The sequence below is a fragment of the Moorena sp. SIO3H5 genome (assembly GCF_010692395.1).
Classification (GTDB): Bacteria; Cyanobacteriota; Cyanobacteriia; order Cyanobacteriales; family Coleofasciculaceae; genus Moorena.
Genome location: NZ_JAAHHS010000078.1, coordinates 1 through 24,901, shown reverse-complemented (window position 1 = coordinate 24,901; position 24,901 = coordinate 1). Strand labels below are relative to the sequence as shown.

At 42.8% G+C, this 24,901-nt stretch carries 19 protein-coding genes; 9 read left to right on the top strand and 10 right to left on the bottom strand.

The features are described from left to right. The 3 genes from F6K52_RS11675 to F6K52_RS11665 all read right to left on the bottom strand — a co-directional run. The coding region (locus tag F6K52_RS11675) for a hypothetical protein (protein WP_293077574.1) at positions 1-416 on the bottom strand (416 nt) is incomplete at its 3' end. A 271-nt stretch (positions 417-687) separates the two neighbouring features. Then, positions 688-1,488: a hypothetical protein gene (locus tag F6K52_RS11670; RefSeq protein ID WP_293077572.1), complete on the bottom strand. Its 801-nt coding sequence runs from the start codon at positions 1,486-1,488 to the stop codon at positions 688-690. A gap of 501 nt (positions 1,489-1,989) precedes the next feature. Further along, positions 1,990-2,118 (bottom strand): hypothetical protein, encoded by a 129-nt coding sequence (locus F6K52_RS11665; protein WP_293077570.1) that lies wholly within the window; start codon positions 2,116-2,118, stop codon positions 1,990-1,992. Between the two features lie 225 nt (positions 2,119-2,343). On the opposite strand from F6K52_RS11665, the gene F6K52_RS11660 reads away from it, so the two are divergent. The 3 genes from F6K52_RS11660 to F6K52_RS11650 all read left to right on the top strand — a co-directional run bounded on the left by F6K52_RS11660 (position 2,344) and on the right by F6K52_RS11650 (position 5,788). Next, entirely contained in the window at positions 2,344-3,372 is a 1,029-nt protein-coding gene (locus tag F6K52_RS11660) for an ABC transporter ATP-binding protein (RefSeq protein WP_293077568.1), read from the top strand. Positions 3,373-3,540: 168 nt separating this feature from the next. Beyond that, a complete protein-coding gene (locus F6K52_RS11655) occupies positions 3,541-4,341 on the top strand; it encodes an ABC transporter permease (RefSeq protein ID WP_293077578.1) in 801 nt (266 codons plus the stop codon). Positions 4,342-4,867: 526 nt separating this feature from the next. Continuing rightward, positions 4,868-5,788, top strand: a complete 921-nt coding sequence (locus tag F6K52_RS11650) for a pyridoxamine 5'-phosphate oxidase family protein (RefSeq protein ID WP_293077566.1) — start codon at positions 4,868-4,870, stop codon at positions 5,786-5,788. On the opposite strand, the gene F6K52_RS11645 is transcribed toward F6K52_RS11650, so the two are convergent. After that, positions 5,781-7,700 carry a serine/threonine-protein kinase gene (locus F6K52_RS11645; protein ID WP_293077564.1) on the bottom strand — a complete coding sequence of 640 codons (1,920 nt, stop codon included), beginning with the start codon at positions 7,698-7,700 and terminating at the stop codon, positions 5,781-5,783. The two genes, F6K52_RS11650 and F6K52_RS11645, sit on opposite strands and share 8 nt — an antisense overlap. A gap of 791 nt (positions 7,701-8,491) precedes the next feature. Between F6K52_RS11645 and F6K52_RS11640 the strand changes: the two genes are divergently transcribed. Beyond that, positions 8,492-10,066, top strand: a complete 1,575-nt coding sequence (locus tag F6K52_RS11640) for a Gldg family protein (RefSeq protein ID WP_293077562.1) — start codon at positions 8,492-8,494, stop codon at positions 10,064-10,066. Positions 10,067-10,246: 180 nt separating this feature from the next. Next, positions 10,247-10,882 carry a restriction endonuclease subunit R gene (locus F6K52_RS11635; protein ID WP_293077561.1) on the top strand — a complete coding sequence of 212 codons (636 nt, stop codon included), beginning with the start codon at positions 10,247-10,249 and terminating at the stop codon, positions 10,880-10,882. A gap of 36 nt (positions 10,883-10,918) precedes the next feature. Here the strand turns inward: F6K52_RS11635 and F6K52_RS11630 are convergent, their stop codons facing one another. The 3 genes from F6K52_RS11630 to F6K52_RS11620 all read right to left on the bottom strand — a co-directional run bounded on the left by F6K52_RS11630 (position 10,919) and on the right by F6K52_RS11620 (position 13,001). After that, a complete protein-coding gene (locus F6K52_RS11630) occupies positions 10,919-11,662 on the bottom strand; it encodes a hypothetical protein (protein WP_293077559.1) in 744 nt (247 codons plus the stop codon). A 90-nt stretch (positions 11,663-11,752) separates the two neighbouring features. Next, a complete protein-coding gene (locus tag F6K52_RS11625) occupies positions 11,753-11,896 on the bottom strand; it encodes a hypothetical protein (RefSeq protein WP_293077557.1) in 144 nt (47 codons plus the stop codon). A 103-nt stretch (positions 11,897-11,999) separates the two neighbouring features. Next, positions 12,000-13,001, bottom strand: coding sequence for a hypothetical protein (locus F6K52_RS11620; protein WP_293077555.1), 1,002 nt, complete (start codon positions 12,999-13,001; stop codon positions 12,000-12,002). A 425-nt stretch (positions 13,002-13,426) separates the two neighbouring features. Between F6K52_RS11620 and F6K52_RS11615 the strand changes: the two genes are divergently transcribed. The 3 genes from F6K52_RS11615 (at position 13,427) to F6K52_RS11605 (ending at position 19,773) form a co-directional block, all read left to right on the top strand. Next, on the top strand, positions 13,427-14,728 hold the full coding sequence (locus F6K52_RS11615; RefSeq protein ID WP_293077552.1) for an AAA family ATPase: 1,302 nt from the start codon (positions 13,427-13,429) through the stop codon (positions 14,726-14,728). Between the two features lie 117 nt (positions 14,729-14,845). Next, positions 14,846-14,983, top strand: coding sequence for a hypothetical protein (locus F6K52_RS11610; RefSeq protein WP_158517168.1), 138 nt, complete (start codon positions 14,846-14,848; stop codon positions 14,981-14,983). Further along, positions 14,980-19,773 carry a hypothetical protein gene (locus F6K52_RS11605; protein ID WP_293077549.1) on the top strand — a complete coding sequence of 1,598 codons (4,794 nt, stop codon included), beginning with the start codon at positions 14,980-14,982 and terminating at the stop codon, positions 19,771-19,773. The genes F6K52_RS11610 and F6K52_RS11605 overlap by 4 nt, the downstream gene beginning before the upstream one ends. Before the next feature lie 415 nt (positions 19,774-20,188). Here the strand turns inward: F6K52_RS11605 and F6K52_RS11600 are convergent, their stop codons facing one another. Both F6K52_RS11600 and F6K52_RS11595 read right to left on the bottom strand, forming a co-directional pair. After that, entirely contained in the window at positions 20,189-21,016 is an 828-nt protein-coding gene (locus F6K52_RS11600) for a class I SAM-dependent methyltransferase (protein WP_293077547.1), read from the bottom strand. A 271-nt stretch (positions 21,017-21,287) separates the two neighbouring features. After that, positions 21,288-22,517, bottom strand: coding sequence for a DUF1501 domain-containing protein (locus F6K52_RS11595; protein ID WP_293077545.1), 1,230 nt, complete (start codon positions 22,515-22,517; stop codon positions 21,288-21,290). Between the two features lie 285 nt (positions 22,518-22,802). Here F6K52_RS11595 and F6K52_RS11590 point away from each other — a divergent pair, with 285 nt between their 5' ends. After that, complete coding sequence (locus F6K52_RS11590) at positions 22,803-22,934, top strand: hypothetical protein (protein ID WP_293077543.1); 132 nt, start codon at positions 22,803-22,805, stop codon at positions 22,932-22,934. On the opposite strand, the gene F6K52_RS11585 is transcribed toward F6K52_RS11590, so the two are convergent. Continuing rightward, entirely contained in the window at positions 22,905-24,551 is a 1,647-nt protein-coding gene (locus F6K52_RS11585) for a DUF1800 domain-containing protein (protein ID WP_364417192.1), read from the bottom strand. The genes F6K52_RS11590 and F6K52_RS11585 overlap by 30 nt on opposite strands. Positions 24,552-24,901: the final 350 nt, after the last annotated feature.

Here is a 24,901-nt window from a genome sequence, read left to right as displayed (position 1 = left end):
TCTAAATTTGCCTCATATTCAGAAAAATATCCAATCAGGGTACCTCGCCACACTTTCCTGAGCATATATCTCTCTGATGGCACCTGTATATAACCGGCTGGAGCATAGTTATCTTTTATAAATGAATCTGACTTAATGACTTTAGAATTTTTAATATAATCATGTTTGGATTTAAACAGCTTACAATTGTAATTGTAAGCCCATTTGTTAGATATAACGACTCGTTTAAGATTTATTTTATTCAATAAATAACTTGTTGGTACAAAAACAGCAAATTTGCCATCGGGAATCTTGGCACAGGCTCGGGCAGAGTAGTTTTCAAGAATTATTTGGACAAATAATGTCAGCTGTATTCCAAAAATAAGTCCGGCTATTAAACCAGAAAATAGGGGAAAATAAAAACTTTTTTCCTGCATCCTGATGCTAGACTTGGCTAAAGGACTTTAGACTGGAGTTATATCTATCAATTAATCGCTATAAATTTATATAATATATTAAATTTTAATGTAAATTACTGAATAGTTTTATGAAAGTTTATAAAAAATAATTTAATCACAATGGGGTATACCATAGGGGTATCAGGGAGAATTTGGTATGATTAGCTTCGTTCGCGCCCCGCGTGACCTACGGTCAATCGCGTAGGGTGGCCTACGGCCAATCATCCCACGGGGATTAATCGTGGGATGGTTAACTTTGATCCAAGTTAACAGTGGCCTGAGAAAGACTCTCTGCCTCTGACCTACTTTCGACGTCGTGATCTTCCCCTGAATCGCTGACCTGCTGATTGACTACCGTAGCTGTGACTGTACCAGAGTCTTGGTGCTGGACAACTGCCTTCAGCTTAAGGTAGACATCTGAAGAGTCTGGTGGTGGATGAAATTGGTTAATTGGCTTCTTGTTAAGCTCATAACTTGACCAATCTACATTGTAGATAGGACTAGCACGGGCTTTGCTCAGAGGCTTTGGGAAGCTTTCTCTGGGCTTGACTGATTTTTCAGGTATTTTGGATGGTATGGTCTTGGCTTCAGGGGAAGTGTCCTGTTGCTCTATTGGTGGTGCTTGGAGTGTCTTTGACTCAAGCATCTCTTGCTCTGGTTTAGTTTCATAGGAACTAGTAGCTACAGAGGTTTCAGCAACATTGTCGAACCACTGTAAACTTAGTTCTAAGCTCTCGGTTGTGGATGTACTATCGACTGGAGCGGTTAAATTTTGGGGAAATTTACGACAAACCATCCGCTCAAACTCATGATTAAAGCGATATATAGGTTGTCCTCGTCGTAACCAGACTGCCAAAATTTGCTCTACAGATATCGCTTTGTAACGTCCTTGATAAAGGGCCTCAATCACCGCTAGACGCACCCAATTGGCAGGATAGTTCTCAATCCATAGATTGACTAATTCTTCTACAGTGTAACCCCTGAGCTCAAACCCATAGTGACTGAGCAAGGCAAGGGCATAGGCAATGGCTAAATCTGAGTCATTGGTCATGGGTAAAAGGGTTCAAGGTGGGAAGGTGGTACGATTCCAGGTGGAAAGGTAAAAAGGTGACAAATTATCGACACACAGCGGCTTCGGGCAAAGTCGCTTGGTAATATAACCTATATCCTGCAACTTGCAACCTGCAACCTGCAACCTGTAACCTACAACCTGCAACCTGCAACCTGCAACCTGCAACCTGTAACCTGCAACCTGCAACCTGTAACCTGTAACCTGTAACCTGCAACCTGGAACTTGCAACTAGTTTTGGTAGTGAGTTGGTTGGTCACTGAAATCAGGACTTAGGACTCATGAAAACACTATACGGTGAGTTGAACTCAGTGACACGTCTGCCGGACTGGAACTTGAGATGAACGCAACTCTACCGCAACCTCAATTCTAGATCGATTGAGCTAATTGCCCAGCGAAACTAAGCTGACAGAGGTGCGATGTTGGATATCAGCCTTACCATTATTGCGCAGGATATTATCCGCTGGGTCTTGAGAATTACGATTATCTGGTAAGCGCCCTACCATTAACGACTAAACCACCATGAGTATTGTTCTCAATCAGATTACGACGCAATACCGGTTGCACCTGACGCATCAAAACGATTCCAGCAGTGGCAATAGGAAGTGCCAAGCGTCAACCTTTTAAAGGGAACAGTATCACCAGTATCGCTATCTTTACCAGTGACTGGGTTAAGGTAAATAGTAGGTTTAACCATATTAGTCAGTAAATGGCAATTAATACGTAATACTTAACACGTAATATTTAATATGTAATACTTAACAGGCAATAATTAACAGGGAATATTGAATGGGTAATGCTTAACACTTAATATTTAACACTTAATACTTAAGAAGTATGATAGAAGTAGAGCATCTAAGCAAAATCTATGGCACCACACCAGCGATAGAGAATGTGACTTTCAGGGTTGAACCAGGAGAAATCCTAGGATTCCTTGGACCGAATGGTGCAGGTAAAACCACTACCATGCGAATTTTGGCAGGCTATTTACCAGCAACCCATGGTACTGCCCGAATTGCTAATTATGATGTTCATGAAAATTCTATGGCAGTACGACGCCGAATTGGTTATTTACCGGAGTTTCCGCCACTGTATCCGGACATGACCGTTGAAGGATTTTTGCACTTTGTTGCCCGTATTAAAGGTGTGGCTGCAGGCGATCGCACTACTAAGGTCAAAACTGCCATGGAGCGTTGTAACATAACGAGCAAGGCCAAGCTACTGATCCGCAAGCTTTCTAAGGGCTTCCGTCAACGGGTGGGTATCGCTCAGGCGATTGTACATGACCCACCAGCCATCATTTTAGATGAACCTACAGTGGGTCTTGATCCTCGGCAAATTATTGATGTCCGTAACTTAATTAAGAGCCTTGCTGGTGACCATACTATTATCCTATCTACCCACATTCTACCAGAAGTGAGTATGACCTGTAGCCGGGTAGCCATTATCAATGAAGGCAAAATTGTAGCAACAGATAGTCCAGACAAGTTACTGGCGGAGTTAACCGGGGGATCAGGTTATGAGTTAGAAATAGATGGTGATGCACAGGAATTACAGAAATTATTACAAGTTATACCAGGAGTTTGCCTGGTGGAACTGGTTAATGATCACAATTTACCTGGCGGACGCTCTTTATTCCACATCGTATCAGCACCGGGAGCAGAACCCGCACGGGATATTGCAGCTGTGACCGTGGGAGCTGGTGTAGGCATATACGAAATGCGACGGACTCGCGCTACCCTGGAAGATGTTTTTTTGAAACTGACTACGACCGAAAAACCACTGCCTGAAGCCGATCCTGATGTACAGGAGTCTGATCTACAGGAGTCTCAGGAGTCTGATGAAGGATTAACGATGAAGGATTAAGCATCAAGGATGAAAGTTATTTTGAACTAAGTAACATTAAAATAACTAATCCTTAGCTAACTAATCCTTAGCTAACTAACCTGCAACCATATAACCGGTAACCTTGGCCAAAAGGCCACGCTAAGCGAACAACATTTAACCGAATAAGTGCCCTATAAACTTAAACAAATAATGATTATAATTGGCAATATATTAGCAATTTTTAGGAAAGAATTACAAGGCTATTTTGCTTCACCATTCGCTTATGTTGTCGCCGGTGTATTTTGGTGGCTTTCTGGCTCCTTTTTTGTAGAAATTCTTTTGGATCAAGAGGGGATTATTAACCAAGTAGCAACGGCAGAACAATTGGGTATACCGATACCACCAGTAGATGTTGCTTATGTATTTTTGCGTCAATTCTTGGAAGTGATGGGTTCACTGTCGTTATTTGTGTTGCCAATTCTGTCGATGGGACTCTATGCTGAGGAACGCAAACGCAGGACTTTGGAGCTTTTGGCAACGTCTCCATTAACGAATTGGGCTGTAGCTGTGGGTAAACTCTTGGGAGTGGTGACATTTTATAGCTTTATGGTGCTACCCTTACTTGCCTATGAAGCGATCGCATTTAGTGCTACAGACCCCCCGGTTCAACCTATCCTACCCTTACTAGCCCACGTCGGATTAATTTTACTAGCAGCATCGGTGCTTTCTCTGGGAATGTTCATTTCTTCCCTAACTGATAGCTCAATTTTGTCAGCAATCCTCACCTTTGCTCTGGTTTTGGGACTTTGGGTTATTGATTTGATTGCTAAAAATGTTAGTGGACCCCTTGGGGAAGCCTTAGGTCATTTATCGTTGCTGGAAAATTATAAAAATCTGATTCAGGGTGTTTTGGATACTAGTAGTATAATTCTGTTTTTGAGTTACATCTTTATCGGTATTTTTCTAACTGCTCAGTCTATTGATGCGTTAAGATTTCAGCGTTCTTAGGTAAGCATATGCGCTACGCGCACGCGTGCGCGTTCAGCGGTCAGCAGAAGGCCTTTGGCCACGCGTGCGCGTTCAGCTTATTTCATTCAAAAGCACCGATTGCGCTACGCGCACGCGTGCGCGTAGCGCTTAAGCTGATATCTGATCGCTGATAGCTGATAACTGATAGCTGATAGCTGAATGCTTTCCTCAAAACCTGCCAATTTCTTAAAGCAATTTCTGAAATCGAACTGAGCCTAGTCATGGTCAGTTAAACAACACCAGACAAAACTGAGACAAAAACTGAGACATTTTGTTCTTGTCTTCCCAGTACTCTGAAATTATAGAAACTTCAGGGATAGGCAACTATTGACCTAACACTCCTGACTGGTTATATCCTGTCCGGTGCTGGGTGATAGTCTTCTTTAGCCCAAATCTGGACAGTTTTATAGTTTAGATACAGACAGATTAGATACAGACATATACAGAAATTCTGTGTATAAGAAAACTGCTGTTTTGTGTCTCACAATCCCCAAAGGAGTAGATTATGAGCTTTCACACTGGAGAGATTGCTGTTCAAACTCGGGCTGGGGTAAGGGAAGAAGCTGAGAAACTCAGCTCGATGATTACTCCCGTTATCAAACCGGCTGCTCAGATGCTCCTGACAACCCAACAATTAGCGATCGCTAGTAGTGTGGATAGCAATGGCTTGGTTTGGGCATCACTGCTGACTGGTCAACCTGGTTTTGTCCGAGTTTTCGATAATCAAACTGTCGAGATTAACTGTATCCCTATCGATGGGGATCCCTTGTACGAAAACTTGGTGCAAAATGGAGTACTGGGACTTCTGGTGATTGACCTGACTACCCGTAAACGCTTGCGGATGAATGGCTTGGGTAGAGTAGAAGGCAAAGGGCAGATTGTGATGCAGACCACTGAGGTATTTTTCAACTGTCCCAAATACATCCAGCTGCGTCATCTAGAGACTGATACCCCTGAGTCAAGGGAGCCTGAAATTCGCAGCTTTGAGGCTTTGAACACAACCGAACAAGACTGGATTACCCAATCTGATACCTTTTTCATGGCCAGTTTCAATCCAGAAACTGGGGCAGATGCCTCTCATCGGGGTGGATATCCAGGATTTATCCAGGTGATCAATGATCATCAGCTAGTGTTTCCCGATTATGCTGGCAATAATATGTTTCAAACCCTAGGTAATCTGACAGTTAATCCCCGTGCTGGTCTGCTATTCATCGATTTTGAGCGAGGTAATACCTTACAACTGACAGGAACAGCGGAGGTGATTTGGGATCAGTCACGATTCACTACCGTTCCAGGAGCGCAACGGTTAGTGGAGTTTCATATTGACCAGGTCTTAGAAACAACTAATGCTAGCCCTATACGTTGGCGCTTTGGAGAGTATTCTCCCGCTAATCCTGCTGTTAAGAAGGAGAGTCTTACTACTTAACTCTGATTCCTTTTGTTTTGAGAGTAATTAGTCTAATTAGTGGATTATAAGTATAAACACGTCGAAAACTAAGTGTAATCACTGAGGCATTAGGATCTAGGGGTTGTTTTAAGGTGATAGAACCTTTAGTTGGTGTCCTAGAAGGCATGACTGTTCCATCCCAACTAGAGCCTGAATAACCTCTATAAGTATTTCCTAAGTTATCAACGGCGATAAAATCGGAAAATCGGCTATCTTTATTAGTGTAATTATAAGCTTTAAAATAAATTTTTAATTGGCCATTTTTCCACTTTTCTAGTTTCTCGACAACGAAGCGAGCGCCATTAACTTGTGGGGATGACCAATAATTTCTAAAAACTTGAGGGATTTGGCTTTTCCATTCAGAAATTAATCGTTGTGCTTCTTGATAAGATGGCGTAGCGTTATGAATCCGTTTGGCGATGGATATTGCTTGACTATACTGTCGCTGATTAGCATAGTGATTTGCCTTGAGGATCAGGTTTTCTCCTTGTATTTCTAATTCAGCAGCTAGTCTTTCTAATTCAGCAGCTTTTAGTTTTGTTTCAGCAGTTTTAATAATTTGGATTGCTTGGTGCTGGAAACGTTCAGCGTTAACCTTTGCTGCGATGGCTTTGGCTTGTTGCCATTTACGTTTCTTTAGGTCTTGTTGAGCTTTTTGAATTAAATTTTGATCACTTTGCCATTCTTTCCATTGAGTAATTAACGTTTGTGCTTCTTGGTAGCTATTACTCTCAGTTGGTATTTTTTTAGCTTCAGTAATTCCTTTATAGATAAGTTGGGGATTCTCTACTAGTTTAGTTGCTTTATTTAGTTGTGCGACAGAACAGTCATTTAAGAGGCATATCGATTTTTCATTGATGCTCAAAAACACCGGAACGTCTTGAGCTAATTTAATACATTCTTCATAGTCTCCATTGCTCAAGTGCTGTTCGATTTTACTTACTAATAGTTGCTCAACTTGGTTTAATCCATAGGTAACACCTAATCCTAAACTGATTACAGTAACTATAGCATACTTTAGTCGTTTATTTAGGTTATTTGCTTTCAGTTTATTGCTAAACTCTACTAGTAGTTTTCTTTGAAGTGGCTCTGGTGATGGAACCGATTTAAAAATACGTTCTAGATTGGCAAGACGCTTGTTAGGGTCAGGTTCTACCATTTTGTCTAGGTAGTTAAGAAAATCTTTGCTATAACCTGAAGCTAAATGCTTGAATTTTAGACGATGATTGCTTAAATCAATTAAATTACTAATTTCTGCCGTTTTAATTCCCGTCATCAAACAAATAAGTGTTACTCCTAAACTATAAATATCTGATGCTTTATTGAGGGGTTGATTATATAATTGTTCTGGTGGCATAAATCCAGCTGTGCCAGCCATCGTAGTACTTCCAGTAATTGAACCATAGGCAAGTTTTGCTAAACCAAAATCAATTAAGTAAACCCGCATTTTGGAATCTAACAAAACATTTTCTGGTTTAATGTCTCGGTGAATTATCGGATTATTATAACAATGCTGGATATAATCCAATATTTCGAGCATTTGGACGGCAATTTGCTGGATTTGCTCTGGTGTAAAGCTGGGGTATGCAGACAAAGGTTGAGCGTTTTTGTACTCCTGTACCAAACAAACACCACCCTCAGGAGCAAAGGAGTCAAGATAGCGAGGAATCCTAGGATGGTGTAACTGTTTTAGTACCTTAATCTCACTTTCAATGGATTGGTAACCATGCCAGCTACTGTTATATTGAGCAAATTGAAACAGCTTGATTACAACTTTTTGCTTAGTTTTAAGATGGATGGCTTGATAAGTTACTCGACCACTGTGATAGTTGTGACCTAATTGTTGTTTGACTTGGTAGCCATAGTGATAAAAATCAGGAAATTCACTCATCGAATGTAGGTTTGTGCATCAGTTACAAAATGTATACGATTTATATTACTTCAACTTCAAGAAAATAATAACGGATTGAGTTTTAAGTAATTGAAAGCCCAAACTATACATAGACTTATGCTGATATTCACCTGAAAGCTAGAGCTGGTAAGTATTGTGGAGCACTTGTTGCTATCCAGCAAGTTTATACAAACTTTATATTCAAGCCAAGCCTTTATACAAAGTTTACAAAACAACTATGAAGGATAATCTTTTTATGGATAAAAATAGTGTAAACTTGTTTACCAATTTATATATAGCGTTTATTGCATTTATGAAGTACACTTATCAACCTCAAAGTCCCCCTTTTAAGGGGTATTTAGGGGGATAATTTTGTACCTCATGGGAAATAGAATTGCTGTAGCAGTTTTAATTAGGTGAAGTTTTTAGGGAACAGGGAATAGCCAAGAGAGAAAAAATCCTCTGTACCTCATTAGGCTAGAAATCGCTATAGTTATTTTAGTTTTCCACTCTATAGCTGTCCCATTATTAACCGCTGAAGTGGGATCGCATGGTAAGCATTCAGCCCCTACGGGAACGCACAATGATTTACTCAACTCAACTACAGTCCCCATTGCCTAGCCAAGTGCGTCAGTGCGTGAGTGCGTCAGTGCATCAGTGCTAAGTGCCAGGCTCAAATCACTTCACCCCCTAACGCCTAACGCCTAAGCCTAATGCGTAATACCTAGCGGGTTAAGCTGAATGCTTACAATCAGTAAGTAATGATAGTTGCAGCTCCCGTGAGGTTTGAGATGAAGACAAGTAAAACCAAAAAGTATCTCCTTTACCTTTTCTGGCTCGGGCCACTACTCGCCATGGCGGGAATCACTGTCAGGATTATGACTGAAAAATGGTCTCCAGACGCATTAGGATTACTGATTGCTGGTATTGTCATTAGTCTTGTAGGGCTAGTATTTTTAGCCCGGTTGGCTCCGAAATTTTGGCAAAGCCGTTCTACCCAAGTCGGAACCAATGCCATTATTTCTACGGTAGCTATGTTAGTGATTTTGGGGCTGATTAACTTTATAGGGGTGCGCTATACCCAACGCATCGATTTAACAGAAAATCAGTTATATACTTTGTCACCCCAGTCCCAACAAGTGGTGCAAAATTTACGACAGCCCCTTAAGGTTTGGATCTTTAACCCACAACCCAATCCAGAGGACCGAGAGTTGTTAGAGAACTTTCGTCGTTATGGGTCAAACTTTGAATTTCAGTTTGTTGACCCTCAGCTAAAACCAGCACTAGCTCAGAAATTTAGTGTTCAGTCTATCGGAGAGGTTTATCTACAATATAAAGACAAGCAACAATTGTTGCAAGCTGTTAATGATACCCAACCTCTATCAGAAGCTAGTCTTACTAGTGGTATCGAAACCCTGACTCGGGAAATTTCGCTTAGGGTTTACTTTCTGCAAGGTCACGGAGAAAAATCCTTAGCAGAAGTAGAAGGGGGATTATCTGAGGCAGTACGTTTTCTAGAGGATAAAAATTTTACGGTTCAACCCCTTAACCTAGCTCAACGCTCAGAGGTTCCAGCTGATGCATCAATCGTGGTTAGTGCAGGTCCAATTCGGCCATTATTAGAAAAAGAAGTCAAAGCGTTACGTAACTATCTATCCAAGGGTGGTAGCTTACTATTGATGCTCGACCCTGATACTAATCCTAAATTGGATAGCTTTCTCAAAGACTGGGGAATTAAGCTAGACAGTAGGTTAGTGATTGACCCGTCTGCTCCAGAACGTTCTTTAGTGCTTGGTGCCGCAACTCCCATGGTGACTAGCTACGGGAATCATCCCATTACCACGGAATTTGCCGACGGATTTTCCTTTTATCCTTGGGCGCGATCGCTCTTAATTACCCCAGTAGACGGTATCCAGGAAACTCCTCTGCTAATTACCAATGACAGAACTTGGGCTGAGAGTAATCCTAAACAGCAGCCACTGGAATTGAATCCAGAACGCGATCGCCCTGGTCCGTTAATCCTAGGTGTAGCATTAAGCCGCCAAGCCGAAGGGATTGATCAAGCTACTCCTCAAGAGGATGGTAACAAAAAGACCTCTTCATCTCGTCTAGTAGTCTATGGTAACTCTAATTTTGCCACCAATGGTTGGTTTGATCAGCAATTAAATGGTGATGTTTTTCTCAACACCATTAGCTGGTTAAGTAAGCAAGATGATCAAGTCCTATCTATCCGCCCTAAAGAACAAAACAATCGACGGATTAACCTAACAGCAATCCAAGCTGAGTTACTGGGTTGGACTGCCCTGTTACTTATGCCCTTAGTCGGGTTTACCACAGCTGGGTTGGTATGGTGGCAACGCCGTTAGTATTGATAACTGATATAACTATAGGAAAGGGAGTAGGGAGTAGGGAGTAGGAGTAGGGAGCGGTGCGACCCCGCGCTTTTTTAAAGCTAAGCGTGAACGCGCACCGTAGAGAATATGGGATCAATAATTTTCACAATTCCTACACGGATTGCTATAAACCTATCATAATCCTATAAACCTATGACAATTATACAAGCTAGTCACCTATCTCTAGAAGATGTGCATCATACCTTTGGCTTTCAACGGCAATACAATAGTTCATTAACTTCCCGGTTATCCCTAGACACTATCACTGAATTTGAGCAACGGGAATTGGAACAAATTCGGACTGATTTTGATAATTACTTAATCGCGGGTAAAGTATCTGAAGGACTGGTAAAAGCCCTAACTGTTTTTCCCTTACTGCGATTAGCTGGCTTTTATCGCTCTCCAATAAAGATTTCCTTGGAAGAAGGGATGGCTGATATTGATATTCAAGACCAGGATACCAAAATTACTGGCAGACTAGATATTCTAGCAATTAACAAAGCTCAACAGACAGTAGATAAAGTATCGTTTTGGGTCTTAGTTATCGAAACTAAAAACAGTAGTGCTGATGTATCTGTTGGGTTACCTCAATTACTGACCTATGCCTATAAGAGTTTAGACCATCAAGACTCAGTTTGGGGATTATCTACTAACGGATACATTTATCAGTTTATTTATATCCAAGCTGGCAATCCTCCGATTTATCAGTTGATGCCAGTATTAAACCTGATGGAATCGGAGTCATCGATTAAATTACTACAAGTTATTAAAGCTATAGCGCTCCTATAGCATTTTCATTTGATTTGTGAACATACTTCCTAGTGACTATGTTCGCTCTCCAAATCGAGTCAATAATTCTAGTCGAGACAATTGTAAGAGTAGGGGGGTAAATTCTTCTGGAGAGAGTGCCATCAATGGCTCAATAATGTCGAGCAGTTCCTGGTCTAGTTCACCAAAACGGCTACGCAATAAGTAAGTGACCATACTACGGCGTTCGTTTTGTTTGCCTTGGACTAGTCCTTCTTGTTTGCCCTCGACTAGTCCTTCTTGTTTACCTTGCACTATTCCCTCTTGTTTGCCAAGCTCGGTAGCCAATTCCAGTCGTTGTTGATATATCTGAGATAATTGCATGATTAACTCCTGGTCATCTTCTTCAAGGTTTTGATTTTGTTTGATACGTGCGTCTAATATCGCCAGCATGTCATATACTAATTCTAGGATATTGTCTTTGTGCTGACTCCCGTTCGGTAGGGATTTCAATTCCTCAATCGCGTGCTGTTGCACTCTACCTCTACCCAGAATTCTCAGCCATAAGGTTTCCGGAGTAACTGGCAGTTGGTGAATCGCTACAATTGCCGTATAAAATGATTTCCCCAGAAAGTACATCCCCTTGGGATAATTAACTAGATCTGGTTGAGCATTGAAGCTTTCTAAAAACTCTTCGGAAGCGGTTGGGGAGAAAATCCATAAACGAGGCAGTTCTATCACCCTAACTTGGGCATTAGCCCGCTTAGCCTGACGGAAAACTTGACCATGAACCTGCGCCAGTTTACCGATACAACTGAGCACCTCAAATTTACTGACTGGGTTGCGGAACGGTTCAAATATCGCAGGAGTTGTGGCCAGTTTTCCGAGTAATCCCAGGCTTTGTCCATGGGTTTATAGTCCCCGGGATGGTAAAAAGTAAACATCAATTTCTTGAACTTCCCCAGGCACTTTCCAGCTTGTTTCTACTTTCCCCAGGGGGTCGAGGAGTTCTTTCAGACATTGTTTGGCAAATTGATCATGGACGTTTCTGGTCATGGAACACCCTGAGGACTATTGATTTAATTAGTATTTAATTACGAGTTAAGTAATAAGCGGATGATCGAGCTAGTCAACCGGCACGACATTGGGGATTAATCACCTAATTTCGCTCTCCAAATTGAGTCAATAATTCTAGTCGAGACAATTGTAAGAGTAGGGGGGTAAATTCTTCTGGAGAGAGTGCCATCAATGGCTCAATGATTCCCAGCAGTTCCTGGTCTAGTTCACCAAAACGGCTACGCAATAAGTAAGTGACCATACTACGGCGTTCGTTTTGCCTACCTTGGACTAGTCCTTCTTGTTTGCCCTCGACTAGTCCTTCTTGTTTACCCTCGACTAGTCCTTCTTGTTTACCTTGCACTATTCCCTCTTGTTTGCCAAGCTCGGTAGCCAATTCCAGTCGTTGTTGATATATCTGAGATAATTGCATGATTAACTCCCGGTCATCTTCTTCAAGGTCTTGATTTTGTTTGATACGTGCGTCTAATATCGCCAGCATGTCATATACTAATTCTAGGATATTGTCTTTGTGCTGACTCCCGTTCGGTAGGGATTTCAACTCCTCAATCGCGTGCTGCTGTACTCTACCTCTACCGAGAATTCTCAACCATAAGGTTTCCGGTGTCACTGGCAGTTGGTGAATCGCCATAATTGCCGTATACAAAGATTTCCCCAGAAAGTACATCCCCTTGGGATAATTAACTAGATCTGGTTGAAAATTGAAGCTTTCTAAAAACTCTTCGGAAGCTGTTGGGGAGAAAATCCATAAACGAGGCAGTTCTATCACCCTAACTTGGGCATTAGCCCGCTTAGCCTGACGGAAAACTTGACCATGAACCTGGATCAGTTTACCGATACAACTGAGCACCTCAAATTTACTGACTGGGTTGCGGAACGGTTCAAATATGGCAGGGGTTGTGGCTAGTTTTCCGAGTAATCCCAGGCTTTGTCCATTGGTGGCTAGTCCTCGGGATGGCAAAAAGTAAACATCAATTTCTTGCACTTCCCCAGGAACTTTCCAGCTTGTTTCCACTTTCCCCAGGGGGTCGAGGAGTTCTTTAAGACATTGTTTGGCAAATTGGTCATGGACGTTTCTGGTCATGGAACACTTTAGAGACTATAGGAAAGGGAATAGGGAATAGGGAATAGGGAATAGGGAATAGGGAACAGGGAATAGGGAACAGGGAATAGCATAAACTTATCTGTAACTCATAATTATTATAACCGATAATTAGTAATTATTGATTAAAAAAATACATCAAAAAACTGTTGTCAGTTTTTAAAAACTGACCATCAAAATCAAGGCTTATTTAGCATCATTACAAAAACTAATCGGATTTATTTCCTACTCTTCCCTCTTCCCTCTTCCCTGCTCCCTGCTCCCTGTTCCCTATTACCTACTATTTATAAGTGTTAAGCGAAAATGATCTAAAATAGAGTGGGTGCAGAATGCCAGCTCGGATGAACCGTTCTATGTTCTAACCGCAGCTTGGTACAGAATAGGTGAAAAACTCTACCAATATAAAAATGGCTGATTTACAAACGTTTTACCGAGCGACCAACCCCAGTAAAACCTTAGCGGTGGACAATGAGGAGGATCGCAAGTATTACATTGATTTTTCTTCAGTACGCGGCGGTCAGATTATTGAAAAACTTAGAAAAAAGATTGCTATCTTTTCACCAAATCAGCCTACTTGTGAACTGTTTACTGGGCATATTGGCTGCGGCAAGTCTACGGAGTTGCTCAGGTTAAAGCTGGATTTAGAACTGTTAGGATTTCATGTGGTTTACTTCGAGTCTGATCAGGACTTGGAAATGAGTGATGTTGATATTAGCGATATTTTACTGGCGATCGCCCGTCGAGTCAGTGAAAGTCTCAAAGGCGCTGGCATTAGCCTTCAACCAGGGTACTTTCAGAGGTTATTCGGTGAAGTCACAGATATCTTAAAAACACCGATGGAGCTATCGGATGTAGAATTCTCTGTAGGGATTGCCACCATTACCAGTCAAGCGAAAGCTAGCCCTAAGCAGCGGGATAAGTTGAGAGGATATCTGGAGCCTCGAACCAATGGAATTATTGAGGCCATTAATCAAGAGGTGCTCGAGCCTGCTATCAAGAAATTGAAACAGACCGGGAAAAAGGGACTAGTAGTTATTGTTGATAACCTTGACCGGGTAGACTCTATCCAAAAGCCCTTTGGTCGTCTTCAGCCAGAATATTTGTTTGCGGATCGAGGAGCACAGTTGCGGGGACTGCACTCTCATGTGGTTTACACTATTCCATTGTCACTGCGGTTTTCCAATGACTTTGGGATGGTGACTGAACGCTTTATGACCGACCCCAAAGTCCTGCCAATGGTACCTGTGAATTTACGCAACGGTAGTAAACATGAAGAAGGCATGGCACTGCTGCGACAGATGGTGCTGGCAAGAGCTTTTCCAGATTTAGAGCCAAACCAGCGTCTGACTAAACTTACAGCAATTTTTGACAGTGCTGAAACCTTAGACCGTTTATGTGGTGCTAGTGGCGGTCATGTGCGGAATTTACTTCGGTTTCTCAATGATTGGATCATGGAGGAAGGGAAACTACCCCTTTCCAGCCATTTTCTAGAAAGTATGATTCGGGCCCAGCGCCATAAACTTGTTTTAGCGATCACTGATGATGAGTGGGACTTACTGCGTAAAGTAGCTAAGGATAAGAAAGTGACTGGAGATGATGGATACGAAATATTAATCCGCAGTCGCTTTGTTTATGAGTATTATGATCAAGATGAACCTTGGTTTGATGTTAATCCAATTTTGGCAGAAGCTAAAGAACTACAGCCATAGCATTTCTAAATAGGTTATGAACAATCTTGCTGATTTCTTATATAGCGCTACGTGCAAGGCAAGAGGCAAGAGGCAAAAGGCAAAAGTTCACTAAAACAGCTTTTGCTGCTTGTATCAATGTCAAACACCTTAATGCGTAGTGCTATAACATCAAAAACTGTTTCGATCTCTTTACTACTGCTCCCTGCTCCCTGCTCCCTGCTCCCTGCTCCCTGCTCCCTGTTCCCTGTTCCCTGTTCCCTTTGCTATATATGAGTGACTCTGATAAAACCAAAGAGGTTGCTGCCTACAACGAGCGTGCGTTGCAAAGATTGGCTTGGGCAATTGAAGCGTCTCAGGGGCAATTTTCACTGATTTTCGCACACTGTAACTATACCTATGTACAGCAGCAAATGACTGAGCGGCTCCGAGAAACCTGTGCTGTTCAAATCCGCGAGGTTGTGCTGAAAAAGTCTGATAGCAAACTTTATAGCAAGATTAGGCAGGATTTAGGAGATCAGCAACCAGGGGCTATGATGGTTTTTGGCTTAGAGGCCGTTGATGATATTGATAGCTTGCTGGCTGCTACTAACCAAGTGCGGGAAGAGTTTCGGAAAAATTTCCATTTCCCCCTAGTGCTGTGGATTAATGATGATGTTCAAACCAAATTGGTTCGGGTTGCTCCTGATTTGGAGAGTTGGGGCACAACTAGGGAGTTTCAAACCCCTCCTGATTCCTTATCCTATGAGTTAATCTATAGTCTCTCTCAAAAAGCTAAGGATATCTTGGCTACCTTTCCCGACTCTGAACCCGACAAATTTTTGTATGAGCTGAATCGGGGGATAGATGATCTATCAGAATTTGAGTCAGCTTGGGAAGATTTACACCATCATAACCAGGAAATTGAACCAGAGTTAGAAGCTAGTTTTTACTTCATTTTAGGTCGCAATTACTATGCTAAAAAACAATTAGAAGAATCCTTACTTTACTTTAATAAAAGCTTAGAGCTATGGCAAAGCATAACCCGCTGGGATTGGCAAGGGATGGTTTTATTTAATATCGGGTTATGTCCTTATGGAAAAACTAAAGTACAAAATTTATTTGAGCAATGTGTTGATAGTTTAGCTCAGATATCTGATCAGGATTTAGCTAACCGATTTATTACTCAATTTGCCAGAGTATTGCAACGCTTACAACGATGGGAAGACTTGGAAAATCTAGCCCAAAGGTCTATAAGACTCCATAGTGCCAATGGTAAGTCAATTGAGTTAGCTAAAGATTATGGTTTTCTGGCGGAGGTCGCTTTAGATAAATTAGCTTGGACTGAAGCTAAGGCATTAGCAGACCAAGCACTCTCCATCCTGAAAACTAGTTTGTCGGCTGAATCAACAGCAACCTCATCCAAGCACAACGCAAAATTAGATGGAATGCCATCTGTTGATAAAGCTTGGTATTTATTATTATTGGCAAGAGCAGAAAAAGGTCTTGGTAAGTATCAAGAGAGTATCAAGTATCTCGAAAGAGCTAAAGCAGAAACTCAAGCCCATTATGCTCCAGAGCTTTATATTATGATTTTGGCAAGCTGGCGAGAATTATACCTTGAAAAAGGTGACTATCTAGCTGCTTTTAGAGTTAAACAAGAACGAATATCCATTGAGCAACAGTTTGGCTTGCGAGCTTTTATCGGTACAGGGAGATTACAGCCAAAACGAAGGATAACTAATTCTCAACTTCCAGCCCTTGATCAGCCTGAAATGGTTGCAGACGAAATTATCGCTTCTGGCCGACAAAAAGATATCAATAATTTGGTCGAAAGAATTGGCAATACTAGTTGGAAATTAACTGTTATTCATGGAGCATCTGGGGTTGGTAAAAGTTCCTTAATCTATGCAGGATTAGTTCCAATTCTCAAACAACGAGCCATTGGTCAACGAGATGTGCTGCCAATTCCCATACGAGTCTATACTGACTGGGTTAGGCAGTTGGGGGAGTTATTGGTTAATTCACTAAAAGCAAGAGGGCTTAGTCTTTCTGTTGAAGCAGATTCAGTAACTAGCATCTTGCAACAGTTGCAAGAAAATGGTGACCGAAACTTACTAACAGTTTTAATTTTTGATCAGTTTGAAGAATTATTTTTTGCTGTCCCAGATCTAGTCGAGCGTAATCTTTTATTGGAATTTTTAAAAACAGCAATTGACTCTATTCCTTATACTCAAGTTATTCTGTCATTAAGGGAAGACTATCTACACTATCTATTAAAATTTCAACGTTCACACAAAATAGATACTATCAATTACATATTAAGCCAAGATATTCTTTATTATTTAGAAAATTTTTCTAGAAAAGATAGTGTTAACTTTATCAAAAAACTAACAAATAAACCTCAGTTTTATTTAGAAACTGCTTTGATTAATAAACTTGTTAATGATTTAGCGGTAGAGCTGGGTGAAGTTCGTCCCATTGAGTTACAGATTGTGGGATTACAATTGCAAGAAGATAAAATTTATAAACTGGTTGAGTATGAAAAAATCGGTTCTAAACAGAAGCTATTGGAGCGATTTTTAGCTGGAGTTGTTAAAGACTGTGGTTATCCGAATGAACGTGAGGCAAGACTAGTTTTATACCTCCTAACAGATGAAAATAACACTCGACCACTCAAGTCTAGGGCAGAGTTAGGATCGGGTTTATTGGATCTAGGAGTAGGAGAGACAGAAAACCTAGATTTAATATTAGAGATCTTCGTAAACTCAGGATTGGTTTTACTTTTGCCAGAATTTTCGACTGCGCACTATCAATTAGTACACGACTATCTTGTTCCTATTATTCGTCAATCGACAGGAGCTTTAATAATCACTGAATTGGAACAGGAGAGACTAGCAAGAAAAGATGCGGAACGAAGTAAATTAAGACTAGAAGAGGCGTTTTTCAAAAGCCGATTTAGAGCATCAGTTGTCAAAGAAATGATTATTATGGTAGTATTAATACTATTGACCGGACTACTATTTGCGAGACAAGTTAAAATACTAAAGACTCTTGCTCTTGCTCAATCCTCAGAAGCCCTATTTAACAGACATAGGGAGTCACTTGATCCACTCATATTAGCTTTAAAGGCAGGAACACAACTTAAGTCAGCAATCGCAGTAGGAACCAATACCCGCACTCAGACTTTAGCTGCATTACAGCAAGCCCTTTATGGAGTCAGAGAGCGCAATCGTTTGGAAGGTTATGACAGTTGGGTTAATAGCATCACTTTCAGTCCTGATGGTGAAATCCTTGCCACTAGCATTGCTGATAGTACGGTCAAACTTTGGAGGGGAGATGATGAAATACTAACCGTTCTCCCAGGGCATACAGATACAGTCAATAGCGTCAGTGTTAGTCCTGATGGTGAAATCCTTGCCACTGGCAGTGCTGATGGCACCGTCAAACTCTGGAGTATAGACGGTCAATTACGACACACCCTCCAGGGGCATGAAACTGAGGTTACAAGTATCGGTTTCAGCCGGGACGGTCAGGTGATTGTCAGTGGTAGTCGCGGCGGAATAGTAAGATTGTGGGACAAACAAGGCAACCGAATTGGGCAACCCTTTGCAATACAGAACGCTAGTATTACGAGTCTCAGTTTCAGTCCTGACGGTAAGGTGATTGCCAGTGGTAGTAGCAACGGAATAGTAAGATTGTGGGACAAACAAGGCAACCGAATTGGGCAAACCTTTAAGGGGCATAAAGCTGATGTTACAAGTATCAGTTTTAGCCCTGATGGTCAGACCCTTGCCACTGCTAGTCTGGATGGAGCTGTTAGACTTTGGAATCTTCAAGGAAAGGAAATTCTTACTTTCCAGAGTTCTGGTGCCACAATCAACAGCGTTAGCTTCAGTCTTGATGGTCAGACAATTGCCACTGGCAGTTTAGACGGAACTGTTGAAATATGGAGTCGGGACGGTCAGGAACTCCAAATCTTGCGGGGTCATAAGAGAGGGATTGCAATTATGAGCTTTAGTCCCGATGGCAAAATTTTAGCCACCGCCAGCAGAGACTTGACCGTCAGACTCTGGAGCGTTGAGGACTATGATCTCAAAACCCGAACCCTATTTGGGCATAAGGCTGCGGTTGATAGCGTCAGCTTTAGTCCCGATGGTCGCACAATTGCCACTGCTAGCTTCGATGGAACTGTTAAGCTTTGGAGACGAGACGGTAGACTACTCATGACCTTGGTAGGACATCAAGGTGCAGTCACAAGTCTTAGTTTCAGCCCTAATGGGAAATCACTTGCCAGTGCTGGTTTGGATGGAAATGTTCGGCTCTGGGATTTGGTAACGGGTCAACTAATAGTAAGCTTGCGAAGTGTTAAGGAGTGGTTTAATAGTTTTAGTTTTAGCTCTGATGGACAAATTATTGCTGCTGCTAGTAAAGATGGAACCGTAAAACTCTGGAATTTAGAGACGGGAGAAGAAATGCTCACTCTCCAGGGGCATCAAGCTGATGTTTACAGTGTCAAGTTCAGCCCTAATGGCAAAATCCTCGCTACTGCTAGTAAAGATGGAACCGTTAAGCTCTGGAATTTAACAGATCAAGAACTTGAAATTCTCAAGGGGCATAGGGCTGCGGTGATTAGCCTCAGCTTTAGCCCTGACGGTCAGACCCTTGCTACCGCCAGTCTGGATGGAACTATTAAACTCTGGAATTTGCAAGGTCAACCACTGGCAACTCTCAAGGGAAATAGTGGTGCAGTCAATAGCCTCAGTTTTAGCCCCGACGGTACCATACTTGCCAGTGGTAGCAGTGACGGGACAGTCAAACTCTGGTTTAGATACGGTACACTACTTGAAACACTCCAGAGTAGTGGTGCTGCCATCAATAGTGTTAGCTTCAGCCCTGACGGAAAGACTCTTGCTACTGCTAGTGACGATAAAACTGTAATGTTATGGAATATCAATAATATCGATCTAGCTTTAAATAATCTAGATGAGCTACTGCGACGTGGTTGCGATTGGGCTGGGGATTATCTAAGGTATAACCCGAATGTCAGTCAACGCGATCGCACTCTTTGTCGAGGCATCAACTAAAAAGTGATTCATCCGTTGGTGGGCAGTGCTTACTAAGGCTATTGGCAACCATATGAATCTGTCCAAAGCACTGCCCACCCTACATCAACTCTTGGTCTTTGTAGAGGCATCAACTAAAAAGTGATTCATCCGTTGGTGGGCAGTGCTTACTAAGGCTATTGGCAATCACATGAATCTGTCGAAAGCACTGCCCACCCTACATCAACTCTTGGTCTTTGTAGAGGCATCAACTAAAAAGTGATTCATCCGTTGGTGGGCAGTGCTTACTAAGGCTATTGGCAACCACATCAATCTGTTGAAAGCACTGCCCACCCTACATCAACTAAATCAACTACATGAACAACTAGCTTAAGCACAAAAATACCAATTAAAGTCGGGTGGGCAAAGTTCTATTATCTAGTATCTAGATTACTGATTAGCGCTCGACCTTCACGATTGTCGGTGCCAACTGTTTCAATACAGGCACATTGAACCAGACCCAGAAAAGAAAGCTTCGAATAGCAAGTGGGTATCGAGGGAAACCTATATCGGTCACATCAAAGTTTTGTCCCATAGTTTTCTCTATAAAGGATGGAATCTCTTTCCGGTTGATTCCCCAAGGCATTACCGGCGTCACATAATCCCGACTCATTTTCAACCCGTCGGATGATAGTGTCTTTTGGGCAAGCCAGTTGGGAATAACGTCGAATATAATCGTCAAAATTGGATGGCGCTCTGCAAGAGTTTTGAGAAGATCCTGAACTTCCGACTCCTGAAAATACATTAACAAACCCTGAGCTGTTATACACACAGGTCGATCGGTCGGGATTTGGTCTATCCAAGCATAATCCAGGGCGGAACAACTAATGTGCTTCCACCTGTCACCCGGCGATATAAAGTGCTCACGAGCGCGAATCGACTCAGGTAAATCTATTGTGTACCAGGTCGTTTGAAGATCCGCCAAACGGAAACGTTGGGTTTCAAGCCCTTCCCCAAGGTTTACCACCACGCCACTTGGGTACTTTTTCATAAACACTCTAATTTCTGAGTCAAAAGCGATCGAACGCAGTGCGTGCACTGGATCGGCCTTTCCAAAGGATTGACCTTTGGTCACGCTTCGCGATCGTTCGTAATCGTATTGAATCGCCTCGTAAATTTCAATGGCCTTGGGGTCTTGTATAACCCCGTCTGACCGCATTGCTTCGTTGGCTCGATTGTGCAAAGTCCAAAGCATTGTTTCAGGAATACCGGTTAGCTTTTCCAATTCTGAATAGATAGTGAATACCTTGCTAATTATCGCTTTTAAGAATTTGCTTGTTGAGTGCGATCGCACTCTTTGTAAAGACATCAACTAAAAAGTGATTAATCCGTTGGTGGGCAGTGCCTACTAAGGCTATTGGCAATGACATGAATCTGTCGAAAGCACTGCCCACCCTACATGAACTTCGCGATTGGCCGTAGGCCACGCTAAAAGCGATTAGCCCGAAGGGCGTTGGCTAGCGATCGCACTCCCCTCTCCCGACACTTCTGTTTCCCTACAAAAGCCCCAGACTCTGATTAGACCTAAAACCAGGAAAGATTTGGGTTAAATTCGAGTCTCGAATCTCCATATGTTCCTTTAGCACAGGCATCAGCACGTCACGAAAATCCGTAGTTACTGCTAAGTCACGTTTTTCATACAACTGGGATTCCGCCAAACCGGGCCAGTCTCCATAGACCTTACCACCGCGAACTCCTCCACCCAAGACCCACATCACATTCCCGTGTCCATGGTCAGTACCCTTATTACCATTCTCTGCCAAGGTACGACCAAATTCTGACATGACCACAATCATAGTATCGGCATAAATCGGTTCTAATTCTTTGACTAGAGTAGCCAACCCTTGTCCAAGAGGCTTAAGTTTTCGAGCTAGCTGTCCTTGACTACCGCCCTGGTTAACATGGGTATCCCAGTCACCTAAGGCCAAAAATGCCAGTTGGGTCTTAGCATCCCCCACCATCAGCTTGGCTAATTTGCGGCTATCACCAACAAATTTAGAGGAAGGTGGTGCTCCCCGGTTAGCTGCCATCATTTCTTCCTTTAGCTCAGCTAGGAGTATCTTCCGTGCTTCACTTCCTTCCTGATAAGCCCGATTAATCGCATCATTACCACGATAGAGCTGATCAAAAGCTGCATCAATTTGGGGACGGTCTACAGGCAGCTTGTGATTATAATTTCTCCCCATCGGTAAATTAGCCACTGGCATCTGACCGGATAGAATCCGTGGGGTTGTGGTGCCCATATTCACGGCTTGAGTTGGTATTTCCTTGGGAATTGTCCCTAATAGTCGATTCATCCAGCCATCATCTGTACTCTTAATGCCTGGGGTGCCACTTTCCATGTAATCCTGAGCATCGAAATGGGAGCGAGTGGAGTCTGGTGAACCACTGGCGTGAACAAAAGCTAAACTTTTCTGTTTCCAAAGAGGCATCAGATCACTTAGAGCTGGATGTAAGCCAAAGTAACCATCTAAATCCAAGACTCCCCCTTTTTCCCCGGTGCGAGGAATCGCAATTCTCGGTCGCGCTTGGTAGTAATCAGCATCTTGGTATGGCACAACTACATTCAGTCCATCTATCCCACCCCGCAGGAAAATAACAATCAGTCGCTTACGGTGATTAGTATTTGCTGTATTTGCTAATCCTCTGGCTACCCAACTCCCCATAGAGATAAGTCCCCCAGCAGTTAGAAGGCTAGCTTGTTGTAATAATTTGCGTCTTTTCATTGTTTATTTTATCTAGCGGTTTTCAATGAAGTGAGGTAGATTTTTTTAGGGAGCAGGGAGCAGGGAGCAGGGAGCAGGGAGCAGGGAGCAGGGAGCAGGGAGCAGGGAGCAGGGAATAGTGGGAAAGAGCTCCGAGGAGTTTTTGATATTATAATAAATCAGGATTTATTTCTCTAAGCTATTTGGAATAGCTATAAAATACTTGTATTAAAATTTAAGATTAAAAATTTTAAATGGCAAATTTAAAATAACAATTCATAAGTCATCAGTAATACTTCAAAAAGTATGGTGCAATCAATTTTATTCCCCCAACTCCCGACTCCCGACTCCCTACTCCCTACTCCCTACTCCCTACTCCCTACTCCCTACTCCCTACTCCCTAATGTATTACCGATACATCATTTCTGGACTGCCTAGAATCAGGGCGGCTCGTAGCTTAGCTGGACTACTGTCGATGACTTCTTTGGTTTGGTCAGAAAAGTGATTGGCTAGGGTTTTCCTGAGTTGGACAGCATCTACAGGTTTACGCTTTTCTTTAGGTTGACGCTGCTCGAAATTACCATTGGCTAATGCGGTGGCAAAGCTGACCCGGCGAATCATCCCATCTGGACTGAGCCAAGCCTTCTCAGTGTTTTTGTAACCATTGGGAGTTGGGCAGCCGTAGATGGGCATTCCTAGCTGACGGATAATACCAGAGAGGGTTTTCCATTTGGGCTTTTTACTGCCTGTAGCTCGCACTGCTGAGATGATGTAGTGATAGGGGGATTTAAATTTACTGTTGTAATACTGAGTGTCCCAAAATTCAGGGCTTTGAAATAGGGTTGCTAGAACCTTACGAATATCCCCATCGGTCTTCAAAAAGCGTTGGGCTAGAGTGTCTACTAGCTTTGCTGGTGGCTGATCAGCTACAAAGTACTGGGCTAATTTGTAGCTAATGTAATGGGCGGTGGAGGGATGACGAGCGAGGAGGTCTAGGGCTTGCTCTCCCTCTAGGCTGCCACTACCTGGAATCGGTGTACCCAAGAAAACCTTATCACTGTAATCATGGCGCTTAGTTTCGAAATAAAATCCCCTACTGTCACCGTGCTTACCCTCACGGTCAGTAGTCCAGCCAGTCAAGATCCGCGCTAAGGTAATTACATCTTCTTGGGTGTAGCCACCATCTACTCCTAGGGTGTGGAGTTCCATTAGTTCCCGAGCATAGTTTTCATTCAGCCCTTTGTATCGACCACGAGCTCCTGGACTTCCTGGTGCAGTGTTTTGGTGGTTGTCTAAATAGAAGAGCATGGCGGGATGGTGAGCTGTAGCACCTAACAAATCCCGAAAACGACCAAGGGCATGGGGTCTAATGGCATCTTGTTCAAAGGAACTAACCCAGATCCGATTTAATCCCTTGTTATCAAAAACATTGAAGTGGTTGAACCAGAAGTCTACCATTACTTCCTGAAGCTGTTGAGGGCTAGCGATCGCTTTGATTAAACGGGCTTCTAATCCCTGCTGCCTCGGTATTTGCGATCGCTTTTGAGCTTGCTTCCGTTCTTGCTGACTCAGCTGCCGTTTCTTTTTACCTTGTGGTGGTGCATAGCCTTTCCATAGCTCCACTGCATTCAGTTCCAGGGTTTCTAAATTATTGAGTTGTTTCCTCAGTTGTGGCGGTTCCGGAATAGATTCTGGGGAAAGTTGGGACTGAATATAAGCATCAACTCCCATGGATTTCACCCGTTCGATGTCCCCAGGGCGAGGACCAAAACTAACACGATTGAGGACATGCAATACTTTTGGGTCAGTGGATAAACTAGCTGCGTGCCAAGGCTTGGGTAGTGCCCAGAGGAGGATGACTGTCAAGATTAGCCCTAAGAGCCAGTAGACCGGCTTAAGGTTCAATTTTCCCAGATACATTGGTTTTAGGGAGTAGGGAGTAGGGAGTAGGGAGTAGGGAGTAGGGGGAAGAGTTTTGTTAGTAGTGGTTTCACCGCACGGGGCGGGGGGAGTGGAAAAAAATCCTATGCACCTCACTCTTGATGAGAATTGCACTTGATTAGTTCCTAAACACTGAGGGATATGGCCACTAGATGATCAGACACAATTCCCGTTGGCAATGCCTTTAGTAGACTGGTCTGGATGCAACTGCTGACCTTCATCCTTTTATTCATACTAATGCGATTGACCTTTGGTCACGCTACGCGATGAAGCGTTCGCGAAGCGGAGGCCTTTGGCCTCCGCTTCCGCTAAAAGCGATCGCATTTTTGATTGACCTTGGCCTTTTGGCCTTTTGGCCACGCGTGCGCGTTCGGCCACGCTACGCGAATGGTCACGCTACGCGAACGCATGGTGCAGCAGCAGCAACGTCTGGCAACGATCAAGCCCTAACCATCACTAGGTGA

Bases quoted from the DNA above. Each gene is read 5' to 3' on its own strand.
- F6K52_RS11670 (WP_293077572.1), bottom strand. From the start codon at position 1,488: ATGACCAATGACTCAGATTTAGCCATTGCCTATGCCCTTGCCTTGCTC.
- F6K52_RS11660 (WP_293077568.1), top strand. From the start codon at position 2,344: ATGATAGAAGTAGAGCATCTAAGCAAAATCTATGGCACCACACCAGCG.
- F6K52_RS11650 (WP_293077566.1), top strand. From the start codon at position 4,868: ATGAGCTTTCACACTGGAGAGATTGCTGTTCAAACTCGGGCTGGGGTA.
- F6K52_RS11645 (WP_293077564.1), bottom strand. From the start codon at position 7,700: ATGAGTGAATTTCCTGATTTTTATCACTATGGCTACCAAGTCAAACAA.
- F6K52_RS11640 (WP_293077562.1), top strand. From the start codon at position 8,492: ATGAAGACAAGTAAAACCAAAAAGTATCTCCTTTACCTTTTCTGGCTC.
- F6K52_RS11635 (WP_293077561.1), top strand. From the start codon at position 10,247: ATGACAATTATACAAGCTAGTCACCTATCTCTAGAAGATGTGCATCAT.
- F6K52_RS11625 (WP_293077557.1), bottom strand. From the start codon at position 11,896: ATGACCAGAAACGTCCATGATCAATTTGCCAAACAATGTCTGAAAGAA.
- F6K52_RS11620 (WP_293077555.1), bottom strand. From the start codon at position 13,001: ATGACCAGAAACGTCCATGACCAATTTGCCAAACAATGTCTTAAAGAA.
- F6K52_RS11615 (WP_293077552.1), top strand. From the start codon at position 13,427: ATGGCTGATTTACAAACGTTTTACCGAGCGACCAACCCCAGTAAAACC.
- F6K52_RS11610 (WP_158517168.1), top strand. From the start codon at position 14,846: ATGTCAAACACCTTAATGCGTAGTGCTATAACATCAAAAACTGTTTCG.
- F6K52_RS11605 (WP_293077549.1), top strand. From the start codon at position 14,980: ATGAGTGACTCTGATAAAACCAAAGAGGTTGCTGCCTACAACGAGCGT.
- F6K52_RS11595 (WP_293077545.1), bottom strand. From the start codon at position 22,517: ATGAAAAGACGCAAATTATTACAACAAGCTAGCCTTCTAACTGCTGGG.
- F6K52_RS11590 (WP_293077543.1), top strand. From the start codon at position 22,803: ATGGTGCAATCAATTTTATTCCCCCAACTCCCGACTCCCGACTCCCTA.